Source organism: Comamonas sp. B21-038 (assembly GCF_022387135.1).
Taxonomy (GTDB): domain Bacteria; phylum Pseudomonadota; class Gammaproteobacteria; order Burkholderiales; family Burkholderiaceae_C; genus Comamonas; species Comamonas sediminis.
The window spans coordinates 4,066,915-4,078,795 of record NZ_CP092462.1 but is presented as its reverse complement, the minus strand read 5'-3'; the positions used below and the strand labels follow the sequence as shown (position 1 = coordinate 4,078,795).

Sequence of the window (11,881 nt, the reverse complement as noted above, 5' to 3'; positions counted from 1 at the left end):
GGATCGAGCCGCCTGCGCGCCAAGCCAGGCGGCTTTTTTGTCAGCGGCTGCAGCAAACGGGCGTGACAAATTTGTCACAGCGCGTGGGGCAGGGCGGTGCTCGCGGCGACTTTGGCGTGCAAATACCACTTAAGCGGCAGTATCTGCCATAGTGGCTTCTACCAATGCGCTGGCATGAAAGCTGCTTAATTCCATGAAAACAACCGGAAAAACCAGAGGCATCCAAGGTATTGCCTGGGTGTTCGCAGAGGGGCACGCATACAATGCTTCTCTTTGGGTCTTGGTTTTGGTCATCCAGGCAAGGCCTGCATCCACGTTGGGAGCTTCATTTGTTTATCTCTTCTGCTTTTGCCCAGACCGCACCGGCTGCTGCTGCCTCCGGCGGCATGACCTCCACCCTCACCAGCATGCTGCCCTTGGTGCTGATGTTTGTGGTGCTGTATTTCCTGATGATCCGTCCTCAGATGAAGCGCCAAAAGGAAGCCCGTGCCATGATCGATGCGCTGGTCAAGGGCGACGAAGTGGCCACCAATGGGGGCCTCGTGGGCCGCGTGGTGGGCCTGGACGAACAGTTCCTGCAAGTAGAGTTGGCCCAGGGCGTGGTCGTGCAACTGCAGCGTGGTGCTGTGGTGCAGGTGCTGCCCAAGGGTACGCTGAAGTAATCCATCGTTGAAACAGCAATTGGCGCAGCATGGCTGCGCCTTCTATTTTGCGTAAGGTAAGAGCGCGATCATGAACCGTTATCCGGTCTGGAAGTACGCGATCATTGTGATCGCGCTTCTGGTAGGGGTTGTTTACACCCTGCCCAACTTTTTTGGTGAGGCGCCTGCTGTCCAGGTCGCCTCGGTCAAGGCCACTGTCACCGTGGATTCTGCATTGCAGCAGCGCGTGGAGTCGGCGCTGGCCGATGCCGACGTCAAGCCGCTGAGTATCGCGCTGGAAAACGGTTCGATCCGCGCCCGCTTCGACAAGGAAGACGAGCAGCTCAAGGCCAAGGGCGTGCTCGAGCGCGTGCTGATCCCGGACAGCAGCGACCCCTCCTACGTGGTGGCGCTGAACCTGATCTCCCGCTCGCCCGCCTGGCTTACCGCCCTGCATGCCAAGCCCATGTACCTGGGTCTGGACTTGCGTGGTGGCGTGCACTTCACCTTGCAGGTGGACATGCAGGCGGCGCTGACCAAGCGCACCGAAGCGCTGACCAGCGATGTGCGTCTGGCGCTGCGCGACAAGAAGATTCGCCACGGCGGTGTGAACCGCGAAGGCCAGTCGCTGGAGGTGCGCCTGCAAGACGAGGCCACCGCCACGACGGTGCGCAACCTGATTGTGGACACCATGCCGGACCTGCAGGCCAATGTGGTCAGCACCGGCGGCGCCTATGTGGTGCGGGCCAACATCAAGCCTGAATCGCTGCGCAGCGTGCAAGAGCAAGCGCTCAAGCAGAACATCACGACCTTGCACAACCGTATCAATGAGCTGGGCGTTGCCGAGCCGGTGATCCAGCAGCAAGGCTCCGACCGCATCGTGGTGCAGCTGCCCGGTGTGCAGGATCCCGCACAGGCCAAGGACATCCTGGGCCGTACCGCTACATTGGAAGTGCGCATGGTCGACGACAGCTCGGACGCGCGCGCCGCCGAAATGGGCACCGGACCCGTGCCGTTTGGCTCTGAAAAATACAGCGACCCGCATGGCCAGTCCATCGTCGTGAAGAAGCAGGTCATCCTGACCGGCGAGAACCTGAACGACGCGCAGCCCGGCTTTGACAGCCAGACCCATGAAGCGACCGTCAACCTGACCTTGGATGGCAAGGGCGCGAACATCTTCAAGGACGTCACGCGCGAGAACATTGGCAAGCGCATGGCCATCCTGCTGTTTGAAAAGGGCAAGGGCCAAGTGGTGACCGCCCCGGTGATCCGCTCCGAAATCGGTGGCGGCCGCGTGCAGATCTCGGGCAGCATGTCGACCAAGGAAGCCAGCGATACCTCGCTGCTGCTGCGCGCCGGCTCGCTGGCCGCGCCGATGGAAATCATCGAGGAATACACGATCGGCCCGAGCATGGGTAAAGAGAACGTGGAAGCCGGTGTCAAGAGCATCGTGGGGGGCTTCATCGCGATTGCCGTCTTCATGTGCATCTACTACATGGTCTTTGGCGTGGTCTCGACCATTGCGCTGGGCGTGAACGTCCTGCTGCTGCTGGCCATCCTGTCGATGCTGCAGGCTACGTTGACCCTGCCGGGCATTGCCGCCATGGCGCTGGCCATCGGTGTGGCCATTGACTCGAACGTGCTGATCAATGAACGGGTGCGCGAAGAACTGCGCGCCGGTGCGTCACCCCAGGCGGCCATCCATGCCGGTTATGAACATGCCTGGCACACGATTCTCGACTCCAACGTCACCACCCTGATCGTGGGCCTGGCGCTGCTGGCCTTCGGCTCCGGCCCGGTGCGCGGCTTTGCCGTGGTGCACTGCATCGGCATTTTGACCAGCATGTTCTCGGCTGTGTTCTTCTCGCGTGGCCTGGTCAACCTCTGGTATGGCCGCCGCAAGAAGCTCAAGAGCGTGTCGATCGGCCAGGTCTGGAAGCCCGAGGGCGAAGACCACCGCTCCGTGGCATCTGCTAAACGTTAAGGAGGAAGACCATGGAATTCTTCCGTATCAAAAAAGACATCCCTTTCATGAAATACGCGTTGGTGCTCAACGCGATTTCGGTCATCACCTTCGTGCTGGCGGTGTTCTTCCTGACCACCCGTGGCCTGCACCTGTCGGTGGAGTTCACCGGCGGTACCGTCATGCAGGTGGCCTACGAGCAGCCTGCCGATGTGGGCAAGATCCGCGAACAGGTCGCCTCGCTCGGCTACCAGGACATCCTGGTGCAGAACGTGGGCAGCGCCGACCGCGTGATGATTCGCCTGCCGATTGAAAAAGGCGTGACCACGGCCCAGCAGGGCGAGAAGGTCATGGGCGCGCTGAAGGCGGCCGACCCCGGCGTGACCTTGCTGCGCAGCGAGTTCGTCGGCCCGTCGGTGGGGGAGGAGCTGGTGCACGGCGGCCTGATGGCGCTGGCTGCGGTGGTGCTGGGCATCGTGATCTACCTGGCGATGCGCTTCGAGTGGAAGTTCGGTGTCGCCGCGGCCATTGCCAACTTGCATGACGTGGTGATCATCCTGGGCTTCTTCGCCTTCTTCCAGTGGGAGTTCTCGCTGGCCGTGCTTGCCGGTGTACTGGCGGTGCTGGGGTACTCGGTCAATGAATCGGTGGTGATTTTCGACCGGATCCGCGAGGCGTTCCGCAAGTTCCGCAAGCTCAGCACGCCCGAAGTGATCGACCACGCCATCACCTCGACGATGAGCCGCACCATCATCACCCACGCTTCGACCGAGGCGATGGTGCTGTCGATGTTTCTTTTTGGCGGCGCCAGCTTGCATTACTTTGCATTGGCGCTGACCATTGGTATTCTTTTTGGTATCTACTCGTCGGTATTCGTGGCCGCGGCCATCGCGATGTGGCTGGGCGTCAAGCGGGAAGACCTGGTCAAGGTCAGCCAGAAGGACCTGGACCCGAACGACCCCAATGCCGGGGCCACGGTATAAAGATCGATAAAGGGATGGGATTTCTGTGGCTGTTGCACCTTCGCACCATCGCAGCTGGCAAAAAAAGCTCGCCCGTGAAGCGCGGCTGAGATTTGTCGGTGGTTTGTGCGCGGGTCTGCCCGGGGTGGCGGCGCGCTTGCGCGCCGAGCTGCTCCAGATCATCGCGCGGCCCAGCACCGATCCCTCCCGCTCGCATGTGGCGCTGTCTGCCGCGATTGCCGAGTTTGACAGCCGCCAGCAAGCCTGGCTGGACAGCGCCAACAAGCTGCTGCGCCAGAGCCTGCTGGCTGGCGAGCCGGCCCCCGAGCCGGTGGCTGCGCCCCCGACCATCACCAGCTTGGAGCTGGTCAGCAACGAAGCCATCGAGGGGCGCATCATCGCCTCGCGCCTGGCAGCCCAGCTGCTGGAACTGGTCGCAGCCGAGCTCAACAGCGTGCGCCGTGTGACCCAGTTTCTGGAAGACCAGGAGCTGGGCCCCGCCGACGCCCTGCGGCCCGAGACCTGGTGCCTGCGCCTGATCGAGGCCTGGGAGGCGGCCGGCCTCAGCCGCAAGACACTGGATCTGCTGTGGGCGCCGATGCTGGAAATCCTGGCACCGCTGGGCATCAGCGTGTACACGGCGGTCCGGCGCTTCTACGACGAGCAAGGCGCTGCCACCGAAGACGAGCTGCGCAGCTACCGCATCAAACGCACGGAAACCGAACGCCCCGCAGCCGCTGCCGCCGCCATGGCTGCCGCTGCTGCCCAGCAGTTGGCGGGTATGGCGGCAGCACAGGCGGGTGCGGTCTCCGGTGTCGCCAGCATGCCCTCGGGCTTGATGCCTGCAGGCGGTGCCGGTTGGGCCGCGATCGGCGCAGCGCGCCAAAAGAGCCAGGGCGTGCTCGCGCAGCTGCGCGGGTTCTTGCAGGGCGTTGCCGGTAGCCGCTCCAATGGTGGTCCCACCTCGGTGCGCGCATCGCTGGGGGCAGCGGGTGGCTATGTGATCTCGCCGGCGCTGCAGCACGCACTGGTGTCGCCGCCCACGGCGATCCAGTCGGCCTGGTTCCATACCGCGCCGGCCGATGACGATATGGACGCCGTCCAGGTGGTGGCACCGGTGGCGTTGGCGGTGCGCCAGCAGTCCTCGGCGCTCAAGAGCGTGGCCTCGTCCGACGAGGAAAAGGCGATCATCGAGATCATCGCCTTGATGTTCCAGAGCATTCTGAACGAAGACCGCATTCCGGCCGGTATCCGCATCTGGTTTGCGCGCCTGCAGGTGCCGGTGCTGCGCGTGGCGCTGGCCGAGCCGGCGTTCTTCAACGACACCGAACACCCGGCGCGCCAGCTGATCGACCGCATGGGCGCTTGCGTGCTGGGCTTTGAGGCGGCTGCGCTCAATGGCACGACGTTGGAGGCCGAGGTCAAGCGGGTCGTGCAGGTCATTGAGCAGTACCCGGACACCGGCAGCCGCGTGTTCCAGCTGGTGCTCAAGGAATTCCAGAAATTCCTCGAAAAGAACCTGACCGGCCAGACCGCGACCGCGCGCGAGCTGGTCAGCCTGGCCCAGCAGATCGAGCAAAAGGAGACGCTGGCCATCCAGTACACCATCCAGCTGCGCGACATGCTGCTGGAGATGCCGGTCGACAGCGATGTGCGGGAGTTCCTGTTCAAGCAGTGGTCCGATGTGCTGGCGATGTCGGCGATCCGCTTCGGTGCCGAGCACGAGAACACACAGAAATTCAAGAAGGCGGCGCTGGACCTGGTCTGGTCGGCATCGGCCAAGCCCAGCAAGGAAGAGCGCGCCCGGGTGATCCGCCAGCTGCCGCTGTTGCAGACCGTGCTGCGCCAGGGCCTGACCTTGTCGAACATCGTCGGCGAGCGCCAGGACGAAATCATCAAGAGCCTGATGGATATCGTGGCCGAGGCCTTCCTGGCCAAGACCAATGAGATCCCGCAGGAGCGCATCATTGCGCTGGCAGAGCGCCTGGCCCATCTGGAAGACGCACTCGACGAGGTGGTGACCGAAGAGTATCCGCTCAGCGCCGAGAGCATCGAGCTGATGCTGGGCATCGACACCAGCAGCATCCAGGTGATTGCTGACGATGGCGCGCTGGTGCAGCCCGAAGTGCTGGAGTGGGCGAAGAATCTGTCGCTGGGCAACTGGTTCCTGCTGGACCACAATGCCAGCCCGCTGCAGGTGCAGTACGTCTGGCACAGCCAGCACAAGCAGCTGCATCTGTTTGCAGCGCTGAGCGGCTCCTGCTTTCTCTTCCAGATGCGGCGCATGGGCCATTACCTGCAGGCCGGCCTGCTGCTGCCGCGCGATGCCGAAGGCATCACGGCCCGTGCCGCGCGCGATGCGCTGGCCAAGATCGAGGCCAACCCCGAACGGCTGTTGCAGTAAGCGGCTGCGGGTCTAGCCTGCCGCCAGGCGCTGGAACAAGCCGCCCGGCAGGCGCGCCACCCGGCCTTGCAGTTCCAGCTCCAGCAGCTGAATCTGCAGGCGGGCGATATCGATGCCGGTGCGGCTGCACAGGCTGTCCAGATCGACCGGGTCAAAACCCAGTGCCTGCAGCAAGCCCTGGTCTTCTTGCCTATCGTTGCTGGCCGCTGTGCCAGAGGTATCCACCGGCGCAGGTTCTGCGGCTGGCACCCGGGCCACAGCGCCCAACGCAGGCAGTTCTTCCAGAATATCTTCCACCGATTCCACCAGCTTGGCGCCCTGGCGGATCAGCGCATGGCAGCCTTTGCTCTGTGGCGCATGGATGGAGCCGGGGATCGCAAAAACCTCGCGCCCCTGCTCGCTGGCGAGGCGGGCGGTGACCAGCGATCCCGAGGCGGGCGCAGCCTCGACCACCAAGGTGCCGCTGGCCAGACCCGCTATCAGGCGGTTGCGTTTGGGAAAGTTCTGCGCCAGCGGAGGGGTGCCCAGGTGGTATTCGCTGACAATCCAGCCCTGCTCGGCAATCTGTGCAGCCAGCGCATAGTTGGCGCGGGGGTAGACCCGGTCGATGCCGGTGCCGATCACGGCGATGGTGGCGGGCTGCCGGCCGGTTGCGGCTTCCAGCGCACCGGCATGGGCAGCGGCATCGATGCCCAGTGCCATGCCGGAGATGACGGTGATGCCCTGGCGCACGAGGGTCTGGGCAAAAGCACGGGCATTCTGCACGCCCTGTGGCGTGGGGTTGCGGCTGCCGACCATCGCCAGCGCCTTGTGCGGCCATGCCGGACCTGGCCCCTCGAAACAGCGGGCATGGCCGGTGATGTACAGCAACACGGGCGGGTCGGCGGTTTCAAGCAGCGCGGGCGGGTAGCCGGCGTCGCCCAGGGTCAGCACATGCCGCACCAAAGGTGCTGGCGCGCTGGCCAGCCAGCTCCAGGTGGTGGCCTGCAGCGCCTGCAGCTCAGCGCTGGGGTTCAGCAGCGCCCGCGCTTGCGCAGGTGTGATGCAGCTCTCCAACTGTGCCGCAGTCTGGGCCAGTACCGCACCCGGCAAGCCAAAGCGCGCCAGCAGACGCCGGATGCCGGTGTTCCCCAGGCCAGGGGTCGCTGCCAGGCGTATCCAGTCGTGCAGCTCTTGTTCGGTCATGGGGCCAGCGCTGCGGTGCCGTCCACTGCGTCAGGGGCGGTAGTCGGGCGAGATCAGCGCGTCGCCGACCTTCACCCCTTCCTTGGCTTCGAGGATCAGCGCGTAGGACACCTTGTCGAAGGTGCGAAAGACCATGGCCAGGCCATTGGCCTCGTTGGGCAGCTTGATGACGGTCTGGTCGCTGTCGGTCTTGTCCTTGATGCGCGCGCCGCGTGTCATCAGGCGGAAGACATGGCCGAGCTCGACACCGTCGGCCTGGCCCCGGTTGATCGCGATCACATTGTTGCGCGATGCATAGGCCACGCTGTTGCTGCCGTAGATCGACATCACGCTGCCCTGCAGATGCTCATCGGGCGCATGCGGCACATAGCTGGTGACCTGGATGCGCGGCATCGGCAGCAGCTTGTCGCCGACGCGGATTTCCTCCTTCACTGCGGTGATATCGAGCGATGCGGGCACCGGATCGGTGTGCGCATTGCCCTTGGCGTCCAGGGTCGTCTCCTGGCGCTCGCCCGCCATCAGTTGCACCTTGCCGAGGTACTGCGCTTCATAGCCCAGGATGGCATTGGTTTCCGGGTCGGTCATCGGCACCGCATTGCGGAACACGCGGTAGTACTGGCGCTCCTGCCCCATCTCCAGCGACTGGTCGGCCGAGCGGCCATAGACACGGTCGCCAGGCGACAGCAGCGCGCGCTCTTGCGCGGCACCGACCAGGCGCGGGGCTTTTTCGCTCTCGCCTGCGGACAGCACCTCGGGCTCCACCAGGAAGGCCTCGATCAGGCGCTGGTTGACTGCGGGCAGCGCGGTGCCGGACAGGCTTTCACTGCGCACGCGTGGCGAGATGCGGATGACTTCCTCCTCGCCCGAGCGCGACGTGACCAGACGCGCCATGCCATTGCGGCGTTCTAGGTACAGGGTCTGGCCGGGGTAGATCAGGTGCGGGTTGGCAATGGTCTGCAGGTTCATGCCCCACAGCGCGGGCCAGCGCCAGGGTTGCTGCAGGTAGACGCGCGAGATGTCCCACAGCGTGTCGCCACGCTTGACGACATAGGTATCGGGTGCATTAGCGGCCAGCTCGGCCTCGGGGATGCCCTGCGCCGCCACTTGCTGGGCGGTGCTGCGTTGCTGCGCGGTGACCGGCAGCTGCGCAGCCGGCGTGGCGGCCCAGGCACTCAGGCCGGCGCAGGCCATGCAGGCGGCTGCAATGGCGCTGCTGCGCAGCTGGTGGAACAGGGGCGTGGTGGATGCTGGCATGGCCGGGTGACTCCCTCTCAGTCGCTGGCAGGCCACAGTGGGCCTACTGTCAATGTTTGTAATTGCCTCTGATTCTCGGGCCAAGCCCTTGATCGATCAATGATTATTGCAAGGCATCCGGGCATTGAAGCGCAAAAGTGGCGAAAATAACGACATTCACAAGTGAAAACTATGTCTATCCTCCCGATTCTCTGCTACCCCGATCCCCGTCTGCACAAGGTCGCCAAGCCCGTGGCCGTGGTCGATGACCGCATCCGTACTCTGGTCCAGGACATGCTGGCCACCATGTACGACGCCAGCGGTATCGGCCTGGCAGCCACGCAGATCGACGTGCATGAGCGCGTGGTGGTGATCGATGTCTCTGAAGAGCGCAACGAGCCGATGGCCATCATCAACCCGGAAATCATCTGGGCCAGCGACGAGAAGCAGGTCGGCGATGAGGGCTGTCTGTCGGTACCCGGCATCTACGACGGCGTGGAGCGTTCGGTAGCGGTCAAGATCAAGGCGCTCGACGAGCACGGCAACAGCCGCGAGATCGACGCCGAAGGTCTGCTGGCCATCTGCATCCAGCATGAGATGGACCACCTGCTGGGCAAGGTGTTTGTCGAGTACCTGTCACCGCTCAAGCGCAACCGCATCAAGTCCAAGCTGGTCAAGCAGCAAAAGCGCGAACTGGCCGACGCCAAGGGCTGATATGGGCACCACGCGATCTTCACGGAGCTGGCTGCCTGGCCGCGCGTGGGGCGCGATGGCCTTGCTCATCCTGTACGCGGCCCTGGCTGGCTGCGCCTATCCGACCCAGTTCAAGCCCGGCACCCCGCAGCAGGAGGTGCTGAGCAAGCTGGGGCCTGCCAATACCGTCAAAAAGCTCGATGGCGGCGGTGAGCGCTGGCTCTACACCACCCAGCCGATGGGGCGCGAGGCCTACCAGCTGCAATTTGGTGCCGATGGCCAATTGCAGACGACCACCCAGGTGCTGACGGCCGGCAACTTTGGCGCGATCCCGCTGGGCCAGTTCACGCAGCAGCAGCTGCTGCAGGATTTTGGCCCGCCGATGGAAATCACCCGGGTCTGGAGCTTCACGGGACAGGTCTGGACCTACCGATTCTGGGACAATGGCATCAAGCGATTCGCGCATGTGCACGTCGATCCGCAAGGTGTGGTGCAAAAGCTGATGTTCATCGATGAGCCCCTGCCCGAGCCCCGCCAACGTGACTGAGTGCCGCTGTGCCTGGGCGGATCGCCGCTTGCCCCTTACTCCCGCTAAAAAGACATGAAAGTAGTTTTCGCCGGCACGCCGGAATTCGCCCGTGTGGCGCTGGAGCAGCTGCTGGCCGCCGGTCATGAGGTGCCGCTGGTGTTGACCCAGCCGGACCGGCCTGCCGGCCGAGGCATGAAGCTGCAGGCCTCCCCAGTCAAGCAGTGCGCGCTGGCGCACGGCATTGCCGTCAGCCAGCCGCTCAGCCTGCGCCTGGATGGCAAATACCCCGAAGAAGCGGCTGCTGCGCGCGCAGCGCTGCTGGCCGCCCAGCCCGATGTGATGGTGGTGGCGGCTTACGGATTGATCCTGCCGCAATGGGTGCTGGACTTGCCTGCCAAGGGCTGTCTCAACATCCACGCCAGCCTGCTGCCGCGCTGGCGCGGTGCCGCACCCATTCACCGTGCGATCGAGGCCGGTGACGCGCAGACCGGCGTCACCATCATGCAGATGGACGCGGGTCTGGATACCGGCGATATGTGCCTGGTCGAGGCGCTGGACATTGCCCCCCAGGACACCACCGCCAGCCTGCACGACAAGCTGGCAGCGCTGGGCGGCCGCATGCTGGTGCAGGCGCTGGCCTTGAGCCACGAAGGCCGCCTGCAGCGCGAGCCGCAGCCGGCAGAAGGCATCACCTACGCGCACAAGATCGAGAAGACCGAAAGCGCGATCGACTGGTCAATGGGAGCGGAACAGATCGATCGCCGCGTGCGCGCCTTCAACCCCTTCCCGGCAGCCTCCACCCACGTCGGGGACGAGGTGGTCAAGATCTGGGCGGCGCAGCCCGAGCGGCATTCGCCCGCCGAGGCCGTCCCCGGCCAGGTGCTGGTGGCGGATGACCAAGGCATCGTGGTGGCCTGCGGCGAAGGTGCGTTGCGCATCAGCGAACTGCAGCGGCCCGGTGGCAAGCGTTTGCAGGCCGCAGATTTTCTGCGCGGCCATGCGCTGCAACCCGGCCAGGTTTTGGGCGACGGCAGGCCATCCGTGGCAGCTCCATGAGCCTGCACCACCGGCGCCGCGCGATCGACCACCCCAGTTTCCGTGCCGGCGTGGTCGACATGTCGGGCACGGCCGTGGGTATTGCGGCCTGGGCGCTGGTCACTGGCGTGGCGATGGTCAAGGCGGGTATCTCCGCGCCCATGGCCATCTTCATGTCCCTGGTGGTCTATGCCGGCAGCGCCCAGCTGGCGGTGCTGCCGCTGATGGCGATGGGCTCGCCGATGTGGGTGGTCTGGTTCACGGCGGCCTGCGTGAACCTGCGCTTTGTCATTCTGTCGAGCATGTGGCGCAGCTATTTTGCGCACCTGCCGCTGTGGCACCGGCTGTGCATTGGCTATTTCAGCGGTGATGTGATCTTTGTGGCCTTCATGCGCCGCTACACCGCGCCGGTGGCCAAGCCCCAGCAGGTGTACTACTTCTGGGGCGCCTCGTCGCTCAACTTCATCACCTGGCAGGGCTTCTCGATCGCCGGCATCCTGCTGGCCAATGTGGTGCCGCTGGAGTGGGGCCTGGGCTTTGCCGGCGTGCTGGCGCTGCTGGGCGTGCTGTACTCGATGCTGATCGACCGCGCCACCAAGGTGGCGGCGCTGGTGGCCGCGACAGCGGCGATTGCGGCCTACGGCATTCCGCTCAAGCTCAACATCCTGGTGGCGATTGCCTGCGCCGTCACCATCGGCCTCCTGGTCGAGGCGGTGGACCAGCGCGGCCGCAAGCCCAAGATCGTGGTCGTCGCCAAGAACAAACCGCTGCCGTCGCCCGGGCCCGAGCAGCCCGACGATGGCACCACGGCCGTGCCCGTGCGCGAGGAGCATGTGCGATGAGCCAGGACGACTGGGATCTGCTGTACCAGCTGACCGCCATTGTGGGCCTGACTGTCATCACCGTGGTCACCCGTGCGTTCTTCATGATCCCGAAGAACGAGCTGCCGTTGCCCGACTGGCTCAAGCGCGGCCTCAAATACGCCCCGCTGGCGGCCCTGATGGCCGTCATTGCGCCCGAGCTCTTGATGGTCAAGGGCGAGCTGACCGACACCTTGCTCGACGCCCGCATTCCGGCGGTGATCTGCGCGACCGTGTATTACTTCAAAAAGCGCGGCATCCTGGGCACGATTGTGGTGGGCATGGCGGTCTACCTGCCTTTGCATATCGGCCTGGGCTGGTAAACCTGCGAAGAGACGCCGGCGCGACCGCCAGCTTGGGAGCGGCCGGGCAGGCC

The 11,881-nt window shown here is 64.6% G+C and carries 11 protein-coding genes; 9 read left to right on the top strand and 2 right to left on the bottom strand.

The window, feature by feature from the left end:
- The first annotated feature begins 329 nt into the window (after nucleotides 1–329).
- The 4 genes from yajC to MJ205_RS18570 all read left to right on the top strand — a co-directional run bounded on the left by yajC (nucleotide 330) and on the right by MJ205_RS18570 (nucleotide 5,970).
- On the top strand, nucleotides 330–662 hold the full coding sequence (gene yajC / locus MJ205_RS18585; RefSeq protein ID WP_021026469.1) for a preprotein translocase subunit YajC: 333 nt from the start codon (nucleotides 330–332) through the stop codon (nucleotides 660–662).
- Between the two features lie 70 nt (nucleotides 663–732).
- Nucleotides 733–2,625, top strand: coding sequence for a protein translocase subunit SecD (secD, locus tag MJ205_RS18580; protein ID WP_239809814.1), 1,893 nt, complete (start codon nucleotides 733–735; stop codon nucleotides 2,623–2,625).
- A gap of 11 nt (nucleotides 2,626–2,636) precedes the next feature.
- Entirely contained in the window at nucleotides 2,637–3,587 is a 951-nt protein-coding gene (gene secF / locus MJ205_RS18575; RefSeq protein WP_239809813.1) for a protein translocase subunit SecF, read from the top strand.
- A 25-nt stretch (nucleotides 3,588–3,612) separates the two neighbouring features.
- Nucleotides 3,613–5,970, top strand: coding sequence for a DUF1631 family protein (locus MJ205_RS18570; protein ID WP_239809812.1), 2,358 nt, complete (start codon nucleotides 3,613–3,615; stop codon nucleotides 5,968–5,970).
- Between the two features lie 12 nt (nucleotides 5,971–5,982).
- Here the strand turns inward: MJ205_RS18570 and dprA are convergent, their stop codons facing one another.
- Both dprA and MJ205_RS18560 read right to left on the bottom strand, forming a co-directional pair.
- Nucleotides 5,983–7,155, bottom strand: coding sequence for a DNA-processing protein DprA (gene dprA / locus MJ205_RS18565; RefSeq protein ID WP_239809811.1), 1,173 nt, complete (start codon nucleotides 7,153–7,155; stop codon nucleotides 5,983–5,985).
- Between the two features lie 30 nt (nucleotides 7,156–7,185).
- Nucleotides 7,186–8,409 (bottom strand): LysM peptidoglycan-binding domain-containing protein, encoded by a 1,224-nt coding sequence (locus tag MJ205_RS18560; RefSeq protein ID WP_239809810.1) that lies wholly within the window; start codon nucleotides 8,407–8,409, stop codon nucleotides 7,186–7,188.
- 171 nt (nucleotides 8,410–8,580) lie between these two features.
- Between MJ205_RS18560 and def the strand changes: the two genes are divergently transcribed.
- Genes def through MJ205_RS18535 form a run of 5 tightly spaced genes read left to right on the top strand, consistent with a single transcriptional unit; the run spans nucleotide 8,581 to nucleotide 11,828 of the window.
- Nucleotides 8,581–9,102 (top strand): peptide deformylase, encoded by a 522-nt coding sequence (gene def / locus MJ205_RS18555; protein ID WP_239809809.1) that lies wholly within the window; start codon nucleotides 8,581–8,583, stop codon nucleotides 9,100–9,102.
- A 55-nt stretch (nucleotides 9,103–9,157) separates the two neighbouring features.
- Nucleotides 9,158–9,628 (top strand): hypothetical protein, encoded by a 471-nt coding sequence (locus tag MJ205_RS18550; protein ID WP_239809808.1) that lies wholly within the window; start codon nucleotides 9,158–9,160, stop codon nucleotides 9,626–9,628.
- A gap of 54 nt (nucleotides 9,629–9,682) precedes the next feature.
- Nucleotides 9,683–10,666, top strand: a complete 984-nt coding sequence (fmt, locus tag MJ205_RS18545; protein WP_239809807.1) for a methionyl-tRNA formyltransferase — start codon at nucleotides 9,683–9,685, stop codon at nucleotides 10,664–10,666.
- Complete coding sequence (locus MJ205_RS18540) at nucleotides 10,663–11,487, top strand: AzlC family ABC transporter permease (RefSeq protein WP_133856333.1); 825 nt, start codon at nucleotides 10,663–10,665, stop codon at nucleotides 11,485–11,487. Before fmt ends, MJ205_RS18540 begins: the two co-directional genes overlap by 4 nt.
- Nucleotides 11,484–11,828 carry an AzlD domain-containing protein gene (locus MJ205_RS18535; RefSeq protein WP_239809806.1) on the top strand — a complete coding sequence of 115 codons (345 nt, stop codon included), beginning with the start codon at nucleotides 11,484–11,486 and terminating at the stop codon, nucleotides 11,826–11,828. Before MJ205_RS18540 ends, MJ205_RS18535 begins: the two co-directional genes overlap by 4 nt.
- The last annotated feature ends 53 nt before the right edge of the window (nucleotides 11,829–11,881 follow it).

Bases quoted from the DNA above. Each gene is read 5' to 3' on its own strand.
- secD (WP_239809814.1), top strand. From the start codon at position 733: ATGAACCGTTATCCGGTCTGGAAGTACGCGATCATTGTGATCGCGCTT.
- secF (WP_239809813.1), top strand. From the start codon at position 2,637: ATGGAATTCTTCCGTATCAAAAAAGACATCCCTTTCATGAAATACGCG.
- dprA (WP_239809811.1), bottom strand. From the start codon at position 7,155: ATGACCGAACAAGAGCTGCACGACTGGATACGCCTGGCAGCGACCCCT.
- MJ205_RS18560 (WP_239809810.1), bottom strand. From the start codon at position 8,409: ATGCCAGCATCCACCACGCCCCTGTTCCACCAGCTGCGCAGCAGCGCC.
- def (WP_239809809.1), top strand. From the start codon at position 8,581: ATGTCTATCCTCCCGATTCTCTGCTACCCCGATCCCCGTCTGCACAAG.
- MJ205_RS18550 (WP_239809808.1), top strand. From the start codon at position 9,158: ATGGCCTTGCTCATCCTGTACGCGGCCCTGGCTGGCTGCGCCTATCCG.
- fmt (WP_239809807.1), top strand. From the start codon at position 9,683: ATGAAAGTAGTTTTCGCCGGCACGCCGGAATTCGCCCGTGTGGCGCTG.
- MJ205_RS18540 (WP_133856333.1), top strand. From the start codon at position 10,663: ATGAGCCTGCACCACCGGCGCCGCGCGATCGACCACCCCAGTTTCCGT.
- MJ205_RS18535 (WP_239809806.1), top strand. From the start codon at position 11,484: ATGAGCCAGGACGACTGGGATCTGCTGTACCAGCTGACCGCCATTGTG.